This window comes from Variovorax sp. Soil_C_17 (genome assembly GCF_057657265.1).
In genome coordinates this window covers 41,254-60,562 of the sequence record NZ_JBDGIT010000002.1, presented here as the reverse complement: position 1 = coordinate 60,562, position 19,309 = coordinate 41,254, and the positions used below count along the sequence as shown (strand labels likewise).

The following is a 19,309-nucleotide window of genomic DNA, read 5'->3' as shown; positions in this document are numbered from 1 at the left end:
GGGTGGATGCGTCAATGGGCCGCGGGTGCGGCCGTGGCGGCGAGCGGTGCAGCGGCCGATGCCTGCGCCGGGCTGTCACGCCGGACTCGGAACCACGCGGCATACAGCGCCGGCACGAAGACGAGGGTCAGCGCCGTGGCCACGACGAGGCCACCCATGATCGAGATGGCCATCGGCCCCCAGAACACGCTGCGCGTGAGCGGGATCATCGCGAGCACGGCCGCCGCGGCCGTCAGCACGACCGGGCGCGATCGCCGCACCGTCGCATCGACGATCGCGGCCCAGGGCGCGACGCCGCGGGCGATGTCCTGGTCGATCTGGTCGACGAGGATGATCGAGTTGCGCATGATCATCCCGCCGAGTGCGATCACGCCCAGCAGCGCGACGAAGCCGAACGGCGCCTGGAAGATCAGGAGCGCCGGCACGACGCCGATGATTGCCAGCGGCCCGGTCATGAACACCATGAACAGCCGCGAGAAGCTCTGCAGCTGGATCATCAGCAGCGTCAGCATCACCGCGAACATGGCCGGGAACACCGCGAACAGGGCCTCGTTGGCCTTGTCGCTCTCTTCGATCGCGCCGCCCTCCTCAATGCGGTAGCCCGGCGGCAGGCTGTCGAGGATGGGCTGCAGCGATGGCCGGATCTGCGCCGTGGCATACGGGCCCTGCACGCCGTCGGCAACGTCGCTGCGCACCGTCAACGCCATGTCGCGGTTGCGCCGCCAGAGCACGGGCTCCTCGAACGTCGGCTCGATCCGGGCGATCTGCGACAGCGGCACCGTCACGCCGCTGCGCGTGAAGACCTGCAGGTCGCCGATCCGGCCGATGCTCTTGCGCTCTTCCGGCGTAGCCCGCACGACGACGTCGACAAGTTCCTCGCCGCGCCGGATCTGCGTGACCGGCGCGCCGTCCAGCGTGGTCTGCACCAGGCCCTGGATGTCCGCGGTGCTCAGGCCCAGCTGGCGGGCCTTGTCCTGGTCCACCTGCACCTTCACCGATCGCACCTGCTCGTTCCAGTCGAGCTGCGTGTCGCGCACCAGCGGGCTCTGTCGCACGGCGTCGCGCACGCGATAGGCGATGTCGCGCACCACGGCCTTGTCGGGCCCGACGACGCGGAACTGGACCGGGAAGCCCACCGGCGGGCCGAACTCCAGTCGCGTGACGCGCGCCTTCACGTCGGGCAGAGCTTCGTCCTTGGCGAACAGCTCCATGAGCCGGGCACGTACCCGCTCGCGCTGCTCGATGCCGGCCGTCTTGACGACGACCTGGGCGAAGCCCGGGTTCGGCAGCTCGGGCTGGATCGAGAGGTAGAAGATGGGCGTGCCGGCGCCGGTGTAGGCGGTGAAGAACTCGACGTCGGGGTCCTTGGCCAGATGGCTTTCCAGCACCTTGACCTGGCGCTCCGTCGCGGCGAACGATGCGCCTTCGCGCAACCGCAGTTCGACCAGCAGCTCCGGCCGTGCCGCCGTCGGGAAGAACTGCTGCTGCACCTTCAGCATGCCGGCGCCTGCCGCACCGAGCAGCACCACCGTCAGCGCCAGCACGACAAAGCGGCGCTGCACGGCCCAGTCGACGACGCGGCGCAGCCGGTGGTAGACCGGCCGGTCGTACACGTCGTGGTGCTGGCCCGAGCCGAGGTTCTTGGGCAGCAGCATCACGCCCAGGTACGGCGTGAAGACCACCGCGACCAGCCACGACAGGATGAGCGCGACGCCGACCACCCAGAAGATGCCGCCGGCGTACTGGCCGGCGATGGACTTTGCGAACCCGACCGGCATGAAGCCCGCGGCCGTGACCAGCGTGCCGGTCAGCATCGGGAACGCGGTCGACGAGTAGGCGTAGGTGGCGGCCTGCAGGCGGTCCCAGCCCTGCTCCAGCTTCACCACCATCATCTCGACGGCGATGATCGCGTCGTCGACCAGCAGGCCGAGCGCGATGATCAGCGCGCCAAGTGAGATGCGGTCGAGGTTCCACCCGGCGGCGTACATCACGGCCGCGACCAGGCCCAGCACCAGCGGCACCGAGGCCGCCACCACGATGCCGGTGCGCCAGCCCAGGAACAGGAACGAGACCGCCAGCACGATGGCCAGCGCCTCCAGGAAGGCGCGCTCGAACTCCCAGATCGAATCGGCCACCACGCGGGGCTGGTCGGCGTACTGCTGGATCTCCACACCGGCCGGCAGCTCCTGGCGGATCTGCGACAGGCGCTCCTCCATCGCCTTGCCGAAGTCCGTCACGTTGCCCTTGTGCTGCAGCGTCACGCCGATGGCCAGCACCGGCACGCCGTTGTGGCGGATGGTCAGGCTGGGCGGATCTTCGTAGCCGCTGCGCACGGTGGCGACGTCGGCCAGCCGAAGCAACTGGCCGCCGACCTCCAGCGTGACGTTCGAGACGTCCTGCACGCCGGCGAGGCGGCCGTCCACCCGCACCTGCACGCGGTCGTGCGTGGTGTCGGCCGAACCCGCCGGCGTCACCAGGTTCTGCCGCGCCAGCGCATCGAAGACGGCGGAGGGCGGGATGCCCAGTGCCGCCAGTCGCCGCGTGGAGACCTCCACATACACGCGCTCGGCCTGCTTGCCCAGCACGTCGACCTTGCCCGCGCCGGGCACGCTCTGCAGGCGGCGCTTCACCTCTTCGGTGACCGTCAGCAGCTCGGCCATCGAGAGATCGGGCGCGCTCAGCGCATAGAGCACGCTGTAGCGGTCGCTGTACTCGTCGTTGAAGAATGGGCCGCGCACGCCTTCGGGGAACTCCTGGCGGACGTCGCCGATCTTCTTGCGCACCTGGTACCAGGCGTTGTCGAGCTCTTCCTTGCTGCTGCCGCCCTTCATCCACAGCGTGATGCCGCCGTAGCCCTGGCGTGCGAAGCTGCGCACGTAGTCGAACTGGTCCAGCTCCTGCAGCTTCCGCTCGATGCGATTGAGTACCTGGTCCTGCACGTCCTGCGCCGTTGCACCGGGCCACACCACGATGGCCGTCATCTGCGGCACCTCGAAGGTCGGGTCCTCCAGGCGCCCCAACCGGCTGAACGAAAACACGCCGACGACCAGCGTCGTGATGATGAGAAACAGCACCATGGGCCGGTGCGTGACGGCCCATTCGGAGAGATTGAAGCGTTTCATCAGCGGCTCTTGGCGACAGTGGTCGTGACGGTGTCAGGAGCGCGCTCGATGGCGCGCACGGTGGTGCCGGCATCGAGCTTCTGGGCGCCGACGCTCACGACGCGGCTGCCCAGGGTCAAGCCGGTGACGTGCACCGTGGCGTCGTCGATCGAGACCACCTTGACCGGCGTGAACACCAGGCCAGAACCCTTGGCGTTCAAGGCCCAGACCCCCTCGGGGCCGCTGCCCTTGACCAACGCGCTGACGGGCAGAGAGACGGTAGCCGGCCCTGCCTGAGGCGCTGACAGCGTCAACTGCACAGTGCTGCCCAAGGGGAGCGCTGACACCTGCGCGCGCGATTCGGGCACGGCGGCATAGCGAGCACGGTAGGTCCGGCCTTGGGCGCTGGCCTGCGGCGACAGCTCGCGCAGCACGAGGCGCAGGCTGGCCTGCGGGTCGGTCCACGGCGCTGCAGTGGCCGTGAGGCTGCGCGCGCGGCCTACCCAGTCCTCGGGAAGGTCGACCACCACCTCGTTGTCGCCTTCACGTGCCAGCGAGACCACCGGCTGGCCTTCCGGAACAACCTGACCCCGCTCGAAGCGGATGGCGGTGACGACGCCGGCATAGGGCGCGACAAGGGCGGCGTAGCCCTCGCGATTGCGCGCCAGTTCCACCTGCCGCCGGGCCTGATCGAGCCGAGCCGCCGAAGCGTCGGAGCGAGCCTTCTGGCGCTCATGGTCGGCCGCGCCGACCGAGCCGTCGGCCAACAGGCGGCGGAACCGCGCCTCGTCGGAGGCCGCCTGCTGGGCATCGACTGTGGCAGCCTGCACCTGGTCGGACGCGGCCTTGACGGCCAACTGATAGTCAGCCAGGTCCAGCCGCGCCAGCACCTGACCGGCCTTCACGCTGTCACCGATCTCGACGAGCCGCTCGACGACCTTGCCACCGGTGCGAAAGGCCAGATCGCTTTCGACGCGCGCGCGGACCACCGATGTGAAGCTGCGTGTCTGCGTCGATGGGGTCTGGCTGACTGTCGTCACGAAGACGGGCTTCTCGACCGCGGCAGGCGCGGGCGGTTCGCTGCAGCCGGCCAGCAGCAGGCTGGCGGCCGCCATGCTCGTGAGCGAGAAGGTGAGATGGATTCTGTTCACTGGGTCGTCCTTGCGGCAAGAGGTGTTGTGTCGGCGCTGACTTGGCCCCCCGGGGGAAGGCCTCCTCCGAGCGCCTTGTAGAGCTGCACGTCGGCCAGCACCTGCTGCAGGCGGCTGTCCGACAAGGCCAGTTCGCTGGCCAGCACGGAGCGCTGCACGTCCAGCAGGACGAGCAGGTCGATCTGGCCTTCGCGCTGCAGCGATTCGGCGCGCTGCAGGGAGCGGCGGCGGTGCTCGACGGTGCGCGCCAGCGCCGCCGTGCGCTCGCCTTCCTGCGAGCGCACGAGCAGGCTGTCCTCGACTTCCTGGACCGCCACCAGAACCGCCTTCTGCCAAGCCAGCAAGGCCTCATCGGCGCGCGCGGACTGCACGCGGATGCCTGCATCGATACGGCCGGCATTGAAGATCGGCGTGGCGAAGGCCAGAGCCACGTTGGAGAAGTGAACCGGCGCGAGATCCAGCGCGTTCAGCCGCAAGTCCTCGCGACCCAGCAGTGCGCTCAGGAACAGCTTGGGCCACCACTGGGCGCGGGCTTCGGCGGTGCGCAGCGCTTCGGCACCGACGCGTGCCTCCGCGGCGACCAGATCGGGACGGCGCCTCAGAAGTTCGCTGGGCTGGCCTGCCGAGATGGGACGCGCCGCCGGCCACGCGAAGTCGTTGTCACCTTCGACAACCTTCGCTGACGGGTTGCGGCCCAGCAGGACGGCCAGCTTCGTTTGCGTGGTACCCACCAGCATCCGCAGCGCCGGCAGTTGAGCGTCCAGTGCATTGGCCTCGGCGCGTGCACGGTCCAGGTCGAATGCGCTGGCCTGGCCCTCGCGCAGGCGGCTTTCCACCCGGGCCGCGGTCTGGCGCTGCGCGGCAGCCAGGGCCTGCACGATGCGCAGCCGTTCCTCGGCACTGCGCAGCACGAAGTACTGCCGCCCCACTTCGCTCGCCACGAGCAGGCGGGCCCCATGGACGCCTGCGGCTGCGGCGGCGGCATCGGCCCGCGCCGCGTCACGCGCCGCACGAACGCCACCCGCGAGATCGATCTCCCAGGCGAGGTCCACACCTGCGCGCAGCACACGCGTGTCCGGCATGCCTTGCTTGACCGGTTCAGGAACTCCGCTTTCGCTGCGCGATGCCGAAGCCTGCAGGCTCACCGTGGGCCACAGCCGGGACGCCTGCGCGTCGGCTCCGGCGCGCGCCTGCCCGACGCGCTGCAGCGCCATGGCCACATCCTGGTTCGCGGACAAGGCTTCCTTGACGAGCCGCGCGAGCGTGGCGTCGCCAAAGCCGTCCCACCAGGCATCGTCGGGGGCCGATGCAGCGGGGGCAGCAGCTTTCTCGTTCGAGAAGTTGACCGCCAGCGGCACGGACGGGGATGGCGCCTGAGGCGCCGGGGTGGAGCATGCGGCCAGGATCAAAACCGACAAGGCGGCCGCCGCAGCAGGCGTCATGGAAGAAGGCTTCATTTCTTCATTTAGTGGACTTTCGTGTCCATTAAGTGTAGCCGAATATAATGGACTGTCAAGTCCATAAATGTGGACCGATGGCACAGGCTCAGATCTCGTTCGGCCTTGACCCGTTGCCCAAGAAGCCACGCAAGGAGCCCTCCTCGACGAAATGAACCAAGTGTTACTTGGGCTGAGCTGGTGGCGCTGATCCAGTCGCACGCACGCGGCGCGCACTGGCGCTGGGCGGCCGACCGGGTCGAGCAGATCAAGGCCAGCATCCGGGCCAAGGTCGAGCACCCGTTCGCGCAATCAGGTAACAGCTGTTCGCGCTGAGCAACCTGTGGATGGCGCGCCGCGCGGCTCCAAGCTGCCCTACCGCGCCGATCAGCGCTGTAGGGCAGGTTTTGCAGACCTACTTAGGGGGAAGTACTTGCAAGCTCGTCAGGCTTCATACCCATCTGCGTACCCTCCCCTTGTAAGCCTCGTACTCAGCCCCGAATAGAGACGCCAACACACGTTCTTCCGGAATGATCTGGAACCGAGTGATGTAAAGCACGAACACGACAACCCACAGGACAGCGAACGGATTCGCCAGAAACACTGCCCACGCCAACAGGGTCAGCAAGAGCCCGACATACATGGGATTGCGCGTGTACCGGTACACGCCTTGGACGACCAACGAGGACGCCAAGCTTGCCTTGACCGGGTTCACCGTGGTCTTGGCGCGCCGAAACGCAATTATTCCGGCGATGCTGATGCCTTGGCCGACGCACAACAAAACGACGGCGCAGAGCACGCGGGCCGGATAGGGAATCTGCACAAGGCCCGCGACGGCTGGCGTCAGCCACATGAGAAGGGCTAGGACAAGCGCCACGACCGGGGGCGGAACCTTCAGTTCAAGCACGCTCATAACACTCACTCCATGATGAGGCCTGGCGCCCCGGCATGACCCGCCACGCACACACCTGACTGGCGGTAAGACTTGCGGATCGCGCCCTCGCCGGGATTGCCCTTCTGGCGATAGCCCGCGGCAACCGGAGAAGGGAATCCATGCCCTCAAACCACCATCGATTGCTGGGCGAAGATACCCGCCATCGCGCCCTGCGATGATGCCTGGGTGACCGATGGCAAGAAGGGCGTGGCGAGGTCGCCGGCGGCGTAGATGCCGGGCATGCTGGTTTGGCGGCGCTCGTCGACCTTCAGGACGATGCCGGTCGGCGTATCCACCGTGTCGAGGCCCAGTGATTCATGCAGGCTTGCGGACGGCTTGGTGCGCGGATGGGCGAACAGGATGTCGACCGCGATACTGCGGCGGGTATCGAGATTGACGGTGGTGACATGGCCCTTGGGATGGGCGATCTCGACGATCCGGCCAAGGGCGACAGGTATGTTGCGGCGCGCCAGATCGGCCTGGATATCGGGCGGAATCTCGTGGCCGTCGGCGAAGACAGTCAATTTTTCGGTCCAATGTTGGAACAGCTTGGCCTGATTGTGCGATTGCGGGCCGGACCAGACGAGGCCCCAATGCTGGCCGGCGACTTCAAAGCCGTCGCAATAGGGGCAGGGCACGACGGACGTGCCCCAGCTTTCGGCAAAGCCCGGAACATCGGGCATCTGGTCGGCGACGCCATAGCTCAGGATCAGGCGGCGCGCCCCAAGGCTTTCGCCGTCGCCAGTGAGGACGGAGAAATGGTCGATGGCGCCGGAGACGCTGTCGGCCCGGGCATTGACCAGCTTGATCGAGGGATAACGCGCCAGCTGCTGCCGCGCCTCGGCCAGGATGTCCAGCGGTGGCTTGTGATCGTGGCCGAGCAGGCCATGCGAGTGGCCGGCGAAGCGATTGCGCGGCAGGCCGGTATCGAGAACGGTGACCTTGCGTCGGGAACGGCCGAGCTGCAGGGCGGCGGCGAGGCCGGCAAAGCTGCCGCCGATGATGATGACGTCATTCATGGTGATGGGCTCCGTGTCGTGGATGGAGGGAGGTGGTCTGCGCATGGCTGTGGGCAAAGGCAGCCGCGAGGGCACCGAGGGTGCGGGAGTCTGCACGAGGGGTGTCGAGCACGCCGACAGCACGGCCCATGCCGCGAGCGACAGGAGGCGGATTGCCCCGGGGAGCCGGCCCGCGGCTGCTCCAGGAGGAGGAAGTCATGGGTCGTTTGTTTATTGGACTACAAGTACAGTAATATGCGACGGATATAGTAAACTGTCAAGTCCAATTAATACTCCGCGAGTCCGCCATGCTTGATGGCCCGCTGCCGAACTCTTGTGACTATAGTGAACTGTCAAATCCAATAAATCTGCCCATGGACCGTCCCCTAGCTCCCGCTCCCAAGCCCCAACGCGGGCGGCCCCGCGATCCCGAGCGCGTCCGGCGCATCCTGGAAGCGGCGCAAAGGCACTTCAACGAGCATGGCCTGGAGCGTGCCAGCGTGGATGCCATCGCCGCGGACGCCGGTGTGTCCAAGATGACCGTGTACAACAACTTCGGCTCCAAGGAGAGGCTGTTCCAGGCGGTCGTGCGCGACAGGACGGCGCCGGTGGTGGCTGGCGTCCCGGGCGCCGAGGCGCTGGACCCGGACCAGCCGGAGAAGGCGCTGCTGGCGATCGGGGCCCGGTTTCTCGCGCTGGCGCGCGGGGACGACGCCCTGGGCGCGTTGCGCTCTGTCTACGGCGTCGCGGGGGCGCAGTCGGAAGCCTGCCGTGCGTTCTACAAGGAAGGCCCGGAGCGTGTGACCGGCGAGCTGGCTGCATACCTGCGCCGTGCCCACGCGGCGGGCACGCTGAAGGTGCGGAATCCGCTTCAGGCAGCGGACCTGTTCCTGTCAATGTTCCTGGGCTCCGGGCACTTTCGCGGACTGCTGAAGCTCGAGATGCCGGATTCCCGGGAAAACAGGGCTCTTCTGCGCGAGGCCGTACGGGTCTTCATGGCGGCCTACGGCGCGTAGGCTCCACCATGCGGCCGGAGGTCGCGAGCACGCGCGCCGGCGTGGACGCCATCGCGGCGACATCTCCATGTTTACATCGCTAGCCGTGTTCCTGATCTGATCGAGGACGGCGCCAACGAGTTGGCTGGGGCGTTTCGGCTACTGATCGAGCGATTGCTGGATCACCTCAAGGACCTGGACCGCCAAGTCGGAGAGCTCAAGGCGAAGATCCAGGCATGACTGCTTGACAGCCCGCCCGTACAACGACGACATCAGTGAGAATGAACCACCGATTGCTCAGGCGATCAAGAAGTGTTGGCAAGACAGGTCAGACCGTGATTGGCGAAGCCCGCCCCGCGCGTGGCACCTTGAGTGCGTGCAAGCGATGGAGAAGCCAGTCAGCAAATCCCATCAGGGACCGCGGCGCCAAAAGCGCTGCACCAAAGTCCGGATGTACGGGTGCAATCTTTACCTTCGAGCCGCGGCGAACTGAGAGCCTGGCATAGGGGGCGTCCATGTATGTACGCACGGTGATCCCGTCTTGACGACGGCCCGTTGAGCTTCGCTGACTGGATCAATCTCATGATGGCCGCGGCACGCTGGCCGGTCGCTTCCTTCCTCGTACCGCCGCATGGAAGTCCCCAGGGCCGCCGGCATCAGGAGTCGGCCTTGAAGCCGGAGGCCTTCACCAGCTGGCCCCAGCGCTGATGTTCGGACTGCAGCCGCGCAGCGATCTTGTCCTGCGGCAGGGTGAGCGAGTTGTATTCGGCGGCTTCGAGCGTGGTCTTCACCGAGGGCGTGCCGATCGCCGCGTTGAGCGCCTCGGCGACCTGCTTCTGCACGGCCGGCGGGGTCTTGGCGGAGGCGACGAAGACGAACATCTCGCTCAGGGTGAGCGTCTGGAAGCCCGATTCCTTGAAGGTGGGCACATCCTTCAGCGAGTCGACGCGGGAGTCGCCCGAGTGCGCCAGGATGCGCACCTTGCCACCTTTGTGCGGCTGGATCAGCAGCGGCAGCGTCGTGAAGACCGCGGACACCTGGCCGCCCATGGCGTCGGTAAGTGCAGGGGCACCGCCCTTGTAGGGAATGTGCTGCAGCGGCACGTTGGACACGCGGCCCAGTTCCATCGCTATGAAGTGCATGGCTGTGCCAGCACCCGGCGTACCGTATTGCGCCTTGCCCGGGTTCGCCTTGCACCAGTTCACGAAATCAGTCACCGTCTTCACGCTCGCGGGAACCGCGGGACCGACAGCCAGCCCGAACTGGAAGTCGCAGGCTGTGGCAATGGGAGCCAGGTCCTTGATCGTGTCGATGCGAAGGTTGCTGTAGATGTGCGGGTAGATCGTCAACGTACCGGCCGGAGCCAGCAGGACGGTACTGCCGTCGGCCGGAGCGGCCATGAGCGCGTCGATGGCAATGCGGCCGCCGGCGCCAGCCTTGTTCTCCACCAAGGCTGTATAGCCCGAGCTGCGCATGGCGGTGCCGATCGCGCGCGCCACGGTGTCGGGGGCGCCTCCAGGGGGAAAGCCCACGAGCATGGTGAGCTTCCTTTCGTCGGCGGCGCGCACGAGGGCCGGCGCGAGCCCCGCGGCTGCGGCAGCCGCGATCAGGGAGAGGGTCTGTCTGCGGGTGGTCATGCTCGTCTCGCTCGGGTAAAGGTGGAGGAAGGGGTTTTTTCGACGTTGTTGTCGGCGTGATTGTTGGCGCTGGATCCGGAACACGCAGTTCCCGCGGGAACCGAAGGTTTCAGTCAATCACCCGACCGGGGTTCAGCAGGTTGCCGGGGTCGAGCACCTGCTTGAGCTTGCGCAGCAGCGCGAGTTGCGACGGATTGCGGGTCGTGGCCAGAAAAGGCTTCTTCAAGAAGCCGATGCCGTGCTCGGCACTGAGGGTGCCGTCGCGGCCCGCCAGTTCGCCGTAGACCACGTCGTCGACGGCGTGGTGCCGCTCGAGCGGGTGCGGCCCCGTCATGAGGTGGATGTTGTTGTCGCCAAGGTGTCCGAAGAAGAGGTGCTCCGCGTCGGGAAACTCGGCCTGCATGCGCTTGCTGACGCGCTCGATGTACGAAGTGGTTTCCGACCACGGCAGCCCGACGTCGAAGTTCACGGTGGGCTTGTAATGCGAAAGCAATTCAGGGATGCACTGTCGCAGCCGCCAGAAATCTTCCGCATCCGACAGGCTTGCGGCGATCGCGCAGTCCGTGACGAGCTCGCGCTCCACGGCCTGTTCCAGGGCCGCCTGCACGGCGTCTTCCACGGACTGTCCTGTCGCCCCCGCCGCTTCGAGCAACACGTACCACGAAGCGTCGGACTCCAGCGGCCGGCGCGCGCCCCCGTGGCGCACCGCCGCCTCGACGAATGCAGCGCTCATGAATTCGTAGGCCTGAAGGACGGGACCCAGACTGCCCTTCAGGTCGCGCAGCAGGCGGGCCACTGCGTCCAGGTTCGCAACGGCGGCGAAGGCCGTCACGGCTGGGCCCGGCGGAGGCTGCAGTTTCAGGACAAGCCGCGTAACAATGCCCAGAGTGCCCTCCGCCCCGATGAACAGAAAGCGCAGGTCCAGGCCGGAGCTGTTCTTCACCAGCCGCGTCATGGAATCGAGCACGGTGCCGTCGGGCAGCACGGCCTCGACGCCGAGCACCGAGTCGCGCATCGTGCCATAGCGCAGCACGCGATCGCCGCCTGCATTCGTGGAAGCATTCCCACCGACCTGGCAACTGCCGCGGGCGCCAAGGTCCACCGGAAAGAACCAGCCGGCTTCGCGCGCAGCACGCTGCACCTGTTCCAGCGTGGCGCCCGCCTGTACGATCATGATGCCCTCGAGCTCTTCGATTTGCTCGATGGCGCTCATCCGCTCCAGGTTGATCACGACGTCGCCATCAGCGGGGACGGCACCGCCGGCCATGCCGGTCAGTCCGCCCTGCACCGTCATGCGTGCACCGGACCCGGTGCAGCGCCGAACGACGGCGGCCACCTCCTCGGTACTGCGGGGGCGCTCTACGGCTTGGGGTGTGCCGCGGGTGAGGCCGCTCCAGTCGGCCAGGTACTTCTCGTCAAAGGTCATGGCGGCTCACTCGGCAGCGACGGCCGGGGCCGGTGTGGCACCCTTGGAACCCATTTCGGCGGCACGCTCCGGGCCGCCGTAGCCATCGATCATGCGGCGCTGGTCCGCCTTGCACAGGGCATCCATCGCCTCCGGATCGCAGATGCGGCGCAATTCCGCTTCCATGTCGCGCAGCACCGCCGCGTAGGCGCGGTCGCCGGCGAGGTCCTTCAGTTCCTCCGGATCGCTCTCCAGATCGAACAGTTCGGGCTGGTAGCGGACATAGTAGTGGTACTTCCAGCGACCCTTGCGCACCATGAAGCCGGCGGTGTTGCTGCCGGCGGCGTGGTATTCGCTGAAGACCACGCGCTCGGGCTCGGCGGGGGTCGCGGCGACTTCCTGGAGCGACCGGCCGGGGCGGCCGTCCATCAGCGGCGCGGGATCCACCCCGGTCGCCTGCAGGATGGTCGGGAAGAGGTCCAGCAGGTCGACGGGCGTTTGGCAGACGCCGCGCGGCATACCTGGACCAGCAGCCAGCATCGGGATGGTCACCGACTCCTGGTAGAGCGTGGACTTGCCCCACAGGCCGCGGGCGCCAAGGTTGTCGCCGTGGTCGGACGTGTAGACAACAAGCGTGTTTTCTGCCAAGCCGCTCTCTGTGAGTGCCTGCAGGATGCGGCCGACGTTGTGGTCGAGGAAGCTGCACAGCCCGTAGTAAGCGGTGATCGCCTGCCGCCGCTCCTCAGGGCTTTTGAAGTTCTCCTCGTTGAGCTCGAAGTCGGCGTACTGCTGCACCCAGGGATGGCGTCGATAACCCGAGGAAGGCAGCAGTTTCGACGGGGGCAATTCGATTCCGTCGTACATGTCGTAGAAGTTCGCGGGCGCGATCAGAGGGAAGTGCGGCGCGACCAGTCCCACGTAGAGCGCGAAGGGCTGCGTGTTCCGCCGCGCGGCGTCGCGCAGCCACTGCACCGTGCGCTCGGTGACCGCCTCGTCGTACTGCGTGTAGGGCGAGTCGCCACGGCCGATCCTGTCGCCCAACATCCGCTTGCCTTGGCCGCGCTTGATGTAAGGGTCGCGGATGGACGCCCACACCATGCCGTAGCCGCCGACCACGTGCATCGGAAGGTGCTCCACGTCGAAGCCTGCAGGATCACCTTCCTGGCGATAGTGCAGTTTGCCGACGCTCTCCACGCGGACCTCGCGCTCCTGCAGGAGGTGGCCCCAGCCCTGGAGCTGACCGTAGTAGGGGGATGCGTTGTCCCACAGGCGCGCCTGGTGCACGCGGCGACCCGTGGCGAAGGCGGCGCGCGCGGGAACGCAGATGGGGCTCGGGGTATACGCGTTGGCAAAGCGTGTGCCGCGCGCTGCCAGGGCGTCGAGGTTCGGCGTCCGCACGGTGGGGTTTCCGCTGCACCCCATGTACCTGGGGTCGTGCTCGTCGCTCATGATCACGAGAACGTTTTGGGCGGTCATTCGGGTTTCCTTGCTGGCCTGCCTGGCCGGTGTTTGAGAGCCCGATGTTGCACTCGGGGGCCGGCGTTATCAGTTCCCCGGGGAACACATGCCACAATCCCCACGGATGAGTCCGGCCCGCACCCAGGAGCGAAAGGAAAGCCGCGCGATCAGCCGGCGGCTGGCTGAGGCGTTCCTTCACAGGCTTGGGCTTGCCGAGGCTGCCGTGCAGCAGGTTTCCGAAGGAGTCACGGTGTTGCGAGCCGGGGAGCCGGTGGACCGCCTGCCGATGGTGGTCAGCGGCCGCCTCGACAGCGTGCTTCATCTCCAGGGCGACGACGGTTCGTTCATCATTCCGGTGTCCTTCGGCGCCGGCGAAGTGGTGTTTCTGTCTCAGCTGTTCTCGCGTCAACCGAGCTTCGTGGATGTGGTGGTCGGCGAATCTGCAGCTCTGCGGTGGCTACCGGTCTCGGACCTGGAGCGATTGCTGCTCGCGGACGCCGAGTTGATGGTCGAGCTGGTTCGCTTTCTCGTGCAGCGCCTGCGCGAGGTGCAGTCGCGAGAACGCGCTTGGCTGGAGCGCGGAGTGCATGAGCGAGTCTGCGCCACGCTCGCGAGGCTGGCCCATCAGCAGGCTCCGGGGCCGGACGGAACTGTTTCCATCGCTGCGACGCATGAAGAGCTTTCGGCGCGCAGTGGTGTCAGCCGCCCCAAATTGTCGCAAGAGCTGAAACGCCTGGAAATGGCCGGCCGCTTGAGGCTGGACCGTGGGAGCATCCGCATCATCGATCTAGCGGATCTGTTCGATCCGACGGATTAGCGGCTCACCGTTTCTTCTGGAACTGACGGCGCTTCACGCAGCACCGTGCGAAAGCCCACGTGCGAGGTCGGGAGGTCGGCTTCCTGCGGATGGCGCGCTGCCGCCCGATAGCGCACGCAGTAATCCGCTGCGCAAAGGAACGATCCTCCCTTGATGACCATGAGTTCGCCCGGCCGCGAGTCTTCGGCCGCGCTTCTCGGCGCGCCCGGGTCGCCGTTGCCGTGCGGCTGGCGCGGTCCCGTATAGCGGTCGCGGGTCAACTCCCACACGTTTCCGATCATGTCGAACAGGCCGTACCCGCTGGCCGGGAAGCACGCCACCGGTGCCAGTGCGATATGGCCGTCCTCTGCCGAATTCACGTCGGGGAACAGGCCTTGCCAGTAGTTGGCCACGGGCCGCCCGCGGGGATCCCTCGGTTCGCGATCCACCAGCTCCGGGCTGCCGCCTCCGCGCGCAGCGTATTCCCACTCGGCCTCCGTCGGTAGGTCGCGTCCCAGCCAGCGCGCGTAGGCCAGGGCGTCCGCGTAGGTCACGTGCACCACCGGTTCATTGGGCTGTGCGCGAACCGTGCTGTCGCGGCCTTGCGGAAAGCGCCAGTCGGCCCCACGCTGCCAAACCCACCAGTCGTTGTCCCGCCGCTGAACTCCGCGCGGCGGCGCGCGGAACACCGCAGCCGCTCCTTCGCGCTCTGCCTGCGTCACATACCCGGAGGCCTTCACGAAGGCTGCGAATTGCGCGTTGGTGACCTCCGTGCGATCCATCCAGAAAGCCGGAACGCGGAGAACTTCGCCGGTTGGCCGCTCGTCGGCGTACCCAGTGCGCGACCCGAGCTGCACGCTTCCAGCCGGGATGCGGACCATGCCTGCATGCCTGTCGGAGCCGAGACCCGCTGGCGTCCCGTTTCCGTTCAAACACGATGGCGACGAAGAAGCGGGCGACCGGGGCGCACCCGCAGCGGCCAGCCCCGCCAACACGCCCACCGCAGAGACCAGTGCTGCCGACACAATGCCGGCTGCAGCCAGCCGCCATCCGACTGAACGCAGGCGTGTCATTGGCGTCACAGCGCTGCTGGGTCACGCTTCGCAGCAGGCGGAGTTGCTGGTACCAGGACTCCGTTGGCACCGACGTAGCGGTCCCACTCCTTCTTCAGCGCGTCAACAATGTCCGGCCGTTCTGCAGCCCGGTCGCGCGTCTCGCCGCGATCATCGTTCATGTTGAACAGGCGCCACGGCAAGTCAGCATACGTGGCTGCCGGCACGCCGGGGACCGTCGAGCGGCTCAACTTCCAGCCGTCGTCGCGATGCACATAGCCCTGCCCCATGTACTCCAGCGCGATGGTCTCCAGCGGCGCGCGCAGTTGCGGGGAACTGGCGTCGGACTGCAATGCATTGCGCAACGACACCCCGGAGATGGGCACGATCTCACGGCCTGCGTAGTTGCCCCGAGGGATAGGCACGTTCGCGATGTCCAGGAACGTCGGCAGCAAGTCCTTCGCCAGCGTTGCGGCGACAAGGGGCCGGCGCGGCTGCGCGGCGCCCGGCATCTTGATGATGGCAGGCACGCTCACCGCCCCTTCAGCGCCCGTGAACGTCTTCCACAGCCGGAACGGCGCCGCACTCACTTCCGCCCAGCGCTCGCCGTAAGCGATCGTGGATCCAGGACGGCCGATGCTCGCAAGATCGGTGCTCGCCGTCACGTTGGCGCCGGCCGCCGGGTTGCTGTCCGAGCCGTTGTCGGACATGAAGAAGATCAGTGTGTTGTCGTACTGGCCGGTGTCACGCAGATACTTCACAAGCCGCCCGATGTTGCCATCGAGGTTGCTCACCATTGCGGCATAAACCTCCATCGCGCGGGCCTGACGCGCACGCTCCCCGTCGGTGAGTTCCGACCAGCGCTTCTTGCCGGAGCCTCCCTGGGAAACGCTCTGCATGCCGGGGTTTTCGACGAACCCCTGCGGCAGCACGCCCAGCTGCTTCATGCGCTCGATGCGGCGCGTCCGGATCACATCGTATCCCTCGTCGTAGCGCCCCTTCTGCGCAGCGATGTCCTCGTCGGGCGCCTGCAACGGCCAGTGCGGCGCTGTGTAGGCCGCATACGCGAAGAAGGGTTTGCCATCGCCGCGGTTGCTTTCGATGTACGAGATGAGCTTGTCGGTGTAGGTCTTGGTGGAATAGAAATCGGCCGGCAACTTCGTCGCCGGGAATGCGACATCGTCCTCGGTGTACGTGGTGGTGTCGTACCGGGTCGGGAGGCGGCCCGCAACGGGCGCGAAATGCGCGCCGGCGCCGTCGAGCAGCGCGAACGAACGCTCGAAGCCCTTCTTGTTCGGGAAGGACGCGGGCCGGAATCGGGAACTGCCGCCCGTCGGCGTGGATGCGAACTCGTAAGCGAGGTGCCACTTGCCCGTCATGTACGTGTGGTAGCCGGCGTCGCGCAGCACCTGCGGCATCGACAGCGCGCTATCGAGCAGGTGCCCCGCGTAGCCGTCTGGCACGCCGTCGTAGCTGAAGGCCACGCCGAAGGGCGCGTTCTTCGCGGCGATCAGGGCGGTGACATTGTTTTCCATCGCGCCGAGCCCCACGCGATGGCTGTCGGCGCCCGACATGAGCATTCCGCGTGTGGGGGAACAAGCCGGCGATGCGTAGAACCGCGTGAGCACGCGTCCGTCGCCCACCAGCGCGTCCAGGTTTGGCGTCGGGATCTCGCTGCCAAAGGCACCAATGTCCGAATACCCCATGTCGTCTGCCACGATGAGGAGAATGTTCGGCTGCATCGGCGCGGCAGTTTCGGCTTGCGCCGCGGTACTGACCATCGGACCGCCACCTCCGCCGCCTCCGCCTCCGCCGCAGGCCGCTAGTGCCGAAGTCGCGAGTGCGGCAAGTGTGAGGTGGCGTAGCCACCGGGAAAGATTAGTGCGTCGATTCATCAGCGTCTCCAGTGCTTCTTTATGGAATGGCAGCAGGGCAAGTGGCGAAGAAATGATTCAAACTGAACCAGCGCCGTGCGGACAAGCCCAATAGGGGCCGGCGCCTTACCGTTGCGGCATGTCCTCGATGCCGTAGCCCAGCTTCACGCTGGCATCTGCGGGGATCGAAGGCATGGTTTCGTTCCATGCTTCCCATTGCTGGCGCATCCTGACCAGTCGTCCCGGTTCGCCTTTAGCCAGATTGGCACGCTCACGCGCGTCGGAGACGACGTTGAACAGGTAGTCGTGGCTGTCCACGCGCAGGTATTTCCAGTCGCCGTCGCGCAGCGCGCGCTGGCCGCGATGCTTCATGCGCCAATAGAGAGGTCGCGCGAACTGCTCATGGGGCGCTTGCAATACCCGTCGCAGCGACACGCCATCGAGCGGGTACTCCGCGTCCGGCTTTGCACCGGCCACGTCCAGCATGGTGGCCGACCAGTCCATCGTCATGCAGTGCTGTGCGCTCACGCTCCCGGCGGGGATGCCAGCGGGCCAATACGCGATCCAGGGCACGCGGATGCCACCTTCGGTGAGGTCCATCTTGCCGCCCACCAGCGGCCAGTTGTCCGAGAAGCGCTCGCCGCCGTTGTCGCTAGTGAAGACCACCAGCGTGTCGCGCTCCAGGCTGTGGTGGCGCAATGCGTCCATCACCCCGCCGATTCCTTCGTCCATGTGGTGGATCATGCGGCGGTAGGTATGAATGTTGCCGCCGTGCAGGTGAAAGAGGTTGTCCTTCACGTCCGGCGCCAGGTGCGCATCGTCACGCGTCTCCCAAGGCCAGTGCGGCGCCGTGTAGTGGATGCTCAAGAAAAACGGGTTGCGTGCGCCCGCCATACGATCTATGTAGTCGACTGCGCGGCGGGACAGCAGATCGGTGAGGTAACCCTCTTGCGGTGCCTGCACATCGCCCAACCAAAGATCGTGCCGCCCGCCGGGATTGCAGTGCGTCCAGTAATCCACGCCGCCCGAAAGAGGACCAAAAAACTCCTCGTAGCCGGATTGCAGCGGCCCGAAGTCCGGGGGATTGCCCAGGTGCCACTTGCCGATTAATGCGGTGCGATACCCGGCTTCCTTCAGGAGCGATGCGACAGTAGGATGGCTTGGCGGCAAGCCGAGTCGCTGCGCCGCACCTCCATGAAGCGGCTCCTCGCCCGCACCGCGCAACCGGTACTGGTACCTTGCGGTCGCCAGTGCAAAGCGCGTGGGAGAACACACGGGCGAGTTGGAATAGCCGTCGGTGAATCGGACCCCGCCTGCCGCCAGTTGATCGAGAACGGGCGACACGGCGCCGAAAGCAGCATCACGCCCCCCGTAGCAGCCGAGGTCGGCGTAGCCAAGATCGTCGGCGACGATGAAGATGATGTTCGGCTTCACCTTACGCGATCCTGTGCGTCATTCGCTAGCCTTGAATCCGGTCGCCTTCACCAGGGCCGCCCACCGGGCGCTTTCCGATGCGATGGTCTCTTCGAACGTCGCGATAGAGTCGTTTGGCACGTCGAAGTTGAGGGCCTCGAGCCTCGCGCGGTATGCGGGATCTGCTTGCGCCTTCAGAGCGGCGGCTCGGACCGCTTCGAGGACCGCGGGCGGGGTGGCGGCTGAAGCAAACAGCCCGAACCAGATCGTGGTACCAAGGTCCTTGTAGCCAAGCTCCGCCAGCGTCGGCACGCCCGGCAGATAACGTGACCGCTTGGGGCTTGTCACGGCTATCGCATTCAGCTTGCCTTCCTTGATGTGTGGCACCGCGGCAGCGAGCTGGGTGAACCCCAGGGGAACCTGTCCGCCCAGAATGTCCGTGACCTGGGGCGCAGAACCCTTATAGGGAACATGGATCATGTCTGCCTTGAGCCGCTCGTTCAGTTGGTAGCCGAGGAAGTGCGACGGCGTGCCAGGGCTGAAGGAAGCGTATGCAGCCTTGTTGGACGGGTCCTGGATCCATTTGGCCAGTTCGGCGAAATTCTTGGCCGGCACAGACGGGTTGGTGACCAGCACGAGAGGCGCCTCGACACCCTTGAGAACCGGTTTGAAGTCGCTCGGCTTCCAGCGCAGCTGCGAAAACGCCGCGGGATTGATGGCCATCATCGACTGCGTGCCGATCCACAGCGTGTGGCCGTCCGCCGGTGCCTTCAGCGCCGCCTCGGCGCTCAGGTTGCCGTTTGCCCCGGGGCGGTTCTCCACCACGAAAACTCCGCCTGTCACCTTGCCGAGTTGGTCTGCGAGTGCCCGGGCAAACGGGTCGAGGGCGCCGCCGGCCGGAACACCGACCAGCAGCGTCACAGGCTTGCTCGGCCATGACTGCTGGGCCATCGCCGAGGGCAGCAAGCAGGTGCCGGCCGCCAGCAGCAGCACCGAGAGTGCGCGACGTGTCAGTGCCGCGTCGCAAGTCGTGGGGGTCATGCGCATGAATGCTCCTTG

General features: G+C 66.6%; 15 protein-coding genes and 1 pseudogene. 4 read left to right on the top strand and 12 right to left on the bottom strand.

Translation table 11 applies throughout. The features are described 5' to 3' along the window. Positions 1 to 11 precede the first annotated feature (11 nt). Genes AC3A6Y_RS08885 through AC3A6Y_RS08875 form a run of 3 tightly spaced genes read right to left on the bottom strand, consistent with a single transcriptional unit; the run spans position 12 to position 5,709 of the window. Entirely contained in the window at positions 12 to 3,122 is a 3,111-nt protein-coding gene (locus AC3A6Y_RS08885; RefSeq protein WP_487867870.1) for an efflux RND transporter permease subunit, read from the bottom strand. Continuing rightward, a complete protein-coding gene (locus AC3A6Y_RS08880) occupies positions 3,122 to 4,252 on the bottom strand; it encodes an efflux RND transporter periplasmic adaptor subunit (protein WP_487867869.1) in 1,131 nt (376 codons plus the stop codon). The genes AC3A6Y_RS08885 and AC3A6Y_RS08880 overlap by 1 nt, the downstream gene beginning before the upstream one ends. Continuing rightward, entirely contained in the window at positions 4,249 to 5,709 is a 1,461-nt protein-coding gene (locus tag AC3A6Y_RS08875) for an efflux transporter outer membrane subunit (RefSeq protein WP_487867868.1), read from the bottom strand. Before AC3A6Y_RS08875 ends, AC3A6Y_RS08880 begins: the two co-directional genes overlap by 4 nt. Positions 5,710 to 5,889: 180 nt before the next feature. Between AC3A6Y_RS08875 and AC3A6Y_RS08870 the strand changes: the two genes are divergently transcribed. Then, complete coding sequence (locus tag AC3A6Y_RS08870) at positions 5,890 to 6,024, top strand: hypothetical protein (protein WP_487867867.1); 135 nt, start codon at positions 5,890 to 5,892, stop codon at positions 6,022 to 6,024. 115 nt (positions 6,025 to 6,139) lie between these two features. Here AC3A6Y_RS08870 and AC3A6Y_RS08865 read toward each other — a convergent pair whose 3' ends face one another. Both AC3A6Y_RS08865 and AC3A6Y_RS08860 read right to left on the bottom strand, forming a co-directional pair. Further along, positions 6,140 to 6,601 (bottom strand): methyltransferase family protein, encoded by a 462-nt coding sequence (locus AC3A6Y_RS08865; protein WP_487867866.1) that lies wholly within the window; start codon positions 6,599 to 6,601, stop codon positions 6,140 to 6,142. A gap of 146 nt (positions 6,602 to 6,747) precedes the next feature. Next, positions 6,748 to 7,641, bottom strand: a complete 894-nt coding sequence (locus tag AC3A6Y_RS08860) for an NAD(P)/FAD-dependent oxidoreductase (protein WP_487867865.1) — start codon at positions 7,639 to 7,641, stop codon at positions 6,748 to 6,750. Positions 7,642 to 7,994: 353 nt separating this feature from the next. On the opposite strand from AC3A6Y_RS08860, the gene AC3A6Y_RS08855 reads away from it, so the two are divergent. Continuing rightward, the gene (locus AC3A6Y_RS08855) at positions 7,995 to 8,636 is read left to right on the top strand and encodes a TetR/AcrR family transcriptional regulator (RefSeq protein ID WP_487867864.1); all 642 of its coding nucleotides are present in this window, start codon (positions 7,995 to 7,997) and stop codon (positions 8,634 to 8,636) included. A 72-nt stretch (positions 8,637 to 8,708) separates the two neighbouring features. Further along, positions 8,709 to 8,852 (top strand): annotated as a pseudogene (locus AC3A6Y_RS08850) (IS110 family transposase); the annotation flags it as partial. 419 nt (positions 8,853 to 9,271) lie between these two features. Here AC3A6Y_RS08850 and AC3A6Y_RS08845 read toward each other — a convergent pair. The 3 genes from AC3A6Y_RS08845 to AC3A6Y_RS08835 all read right to left on the bottom strand — a co-directional run bounded on the left by AC3A6Y_RS08845 (position 9,272) and on the right by AC3A6Y_RS08835 (position 13,133). Further along, on the bottom strand, positions 9,272 to 10,252 hold the full coding sequence (locus AC3A6Y_RS08845) for a tripartite tricarboxylate transporter substrate-binding protein (RefSeq protein WP_487867863.1): 981 nt from the start codon (positions 10,250 to 10,252) through the stop codon (positions 9,272 to 9,274). 109 nt (positions 10,253 to 10,361) lie between these two features. Next, the gene (locus tag AC3A6Y_RS08840; RefSeq protein WP_487867862.1) at positions 10,362 to 11,678 is read right to left on the bottom strand and encodes an FAD-binding oxidoreductase; all 1,317 of its coding nucleotides are present in this window, start codon (positions 11,676 to 11,678) and stop codon (positions 10,362 to 10,364) included. A 6-nt stretch (positions 11,679 to 11,684) separates the two neighbouring features. Continuing rightward, positions 11,685 to 13,133 (bottom strand): sulfatase family protein, encoded by a 1,449-nt coding sequence (locus AC3A6Y_RS08835; RefSeq protein WP_487867861.1) that lies wholly within the window; start codon positions 13,131 to 13,133, stop codon positions 11,685 to 11,687. A gap of 106 nt (positions 13,134 to 13,239) precedes the next feature. Here AC3A6Y_RS08835 and AC3A6Y_RS08830 point away from each other — a divergent pair, with 106 nt between their 5' ends. Continuing rightward, positions 13,240 to 13,932 (top strand): Crp/Fnr family transcriptional regulator, encoded by a 693-nt coding sequence (locus AC3A6Y_RS08830; protein ID WP_487867860.1) that lies wholly within the window; start codon positions 13,240 to 13,242, stop codon positions 13,930 to 13,932. Here the strand turns inward: AC3A6Y_RS08830 and AC3A6Y_RS08825 are convergent. The 4 genes from AC3A6Y_RS08825 to AC3A6Y_RS08810 all read right to left on the bottom strand — a co-directional run bounded on the left by AC3A6Y_RS08825 (position 13,929) and on the right by AC3A6Y_RS08810 (position 19,297). Next, positions 13,929 to 14,984: a formylglycine-generating enzyme family protein gene (locus AC3A6Y_RS08825; protein ID WP_487867859.1), complete on the bottom strand. Its 1,056-nt coding sequence runs from the start codon at positions 14,982 to 14,984 to the stop codon at positions 13,929 to 13,931. The two genes, AC3A6Y_RS08830 and AC3A6Y_RS08825, sit on opposite strands and share 4 nt — an antisense overlap. A gap of 5 nt (positions 14,985 to 14,989) precedes the next feature. Next, complete coding sequence (locus tag AC3A6Y_RS08820; RefSeq protein WP_487867858.1) at positions 14,990 to 16,744, bottom strand: arylsulfatase; 1,755 nt, start codon at positions 16,742 to 16,744, stop codon at positions 14,990 to 14,992. 219 nt (positions 16,745 to 16,963) lie between these two features. Then, positions 16,964 to 18,271: a sulfatase family protein gene (locus tag AC3A6Y_RS08815; RefSeq protein ID WP_487867857.1), complete on the bottom strand. Its 1,308-nt coding sequence runs from the start codon at positions 18,269 to 18,271 to the stop codon at positions 16,964 to 16,966. Between the two features lie 18 nt (positions 18,272 to 18,289). Beyond that, positions 18,290 to 19,297, bottom strand: a complete 1,008-nt coding sequence (locus AC3A6Y_RS08810; protein ID WP_487867856.1) for a Bug family tripartite tricarboxylate transporter substrate binding protein — start codon at positions 19,295 to 19,297, stop codon at positions 18,290 to 18,292. Positions 19,298 to 19,309 lie beyond the last annotated feature (12 nt).

Excerpts from the sequence above, each read along its gene's own strand:
- AC3A6Y_RS08885 (WP_487867870.1), bottom strand. The coding sequence starts at position 3,122 with ATGAAACGCTTCAATCTCTCCGAATGGGCCGTCACGCACCGGCCCATG.
- AC3A6Y_RS08875 (WP_487867868.1), bottom strand. The coding sequence starts at position 5,709 with ATGAAGCCTTCTTCCATGACGCCTGCTGCGGCGGCCGCCTTGTCGGTT.
- AC3A6Y_RS08865 (WP_487867866.1), bottom strand. The coding sequence starts at position 6,601 with ATGAGCGTGCTTGAACTGAAGGTTCCGCCCCCGGTCGTGGCGCTTGTC.
- AC3A6Y_RS08860 (WP_487867865.1), bottom strand. The coding sequence starts at position 7,641 with ATGAATGACGTCATCATCATCGGCGGCAGCTTTGCCGGCCTCGCCGCC.
- AC3A6Y_RS08855 (WP_487867864.1), top strand. The coding sequence starts at position 7,995 with ATGGACCGTCCCCTAGCTCCCGCTCCCAAGCCCCAACGCGGGCGGCCC.
- AC3A6Y_RS08845 (WP_487867863.1), bottom strand. The coding sequence starts at position 10,252 with ATGACCACCCGCAGACAGACCCTCTCCCTGATCGCGGCTGCCGCAGCC.
- AC3A6Y_RS08840 (WP_487867862.1), bottom strand. The coding sequence starts at position 11,678 with ATGACCTTTGACGAGAAGTACCTGGCCGACTGGAGCGGCCTCACCCGC.
- AC3A6Y_RS08835 (WP_487867861.1), bottom strand. The coding sequence starts at position 13,133 with ATGACCGCCCAAAACGTTCTCGTGATCATGAGCGACGAGCACGACCCC.
- AC3A6Y_RS08830 (WP_487867860.1), top strand. The coding sequence starts at position 13,240 with ATGAGTCCGGCCCGCACCCAGGAGCGAAAGGAAAGCCGCGCGATCAGC.
- AC3A6Y_RS08825 (WP_487867859.1), bottom strand. The coding sequence starts at position 14,984 with ATGACACGCCTGCGTTCAGTCGGATGGCGGCTGGCTGCAGCCGGCATT.
- AC3A6Y_RS08820 (WP_487867858.1), bottom strand. The coding sequence starts at position 16,744 with ATGGTCAGTACCGCGGCGCAAGCCGAAACTGCCGCGCCGATGCAGCCG.
- AC3A6Y_RS08810 (WP_487867856.1), bottom strand. The coding sequence starts at position 19,297 with ATGCGCATGACCCCCACGACTTGCGACGCGGCACTGACACGTCGCGCA.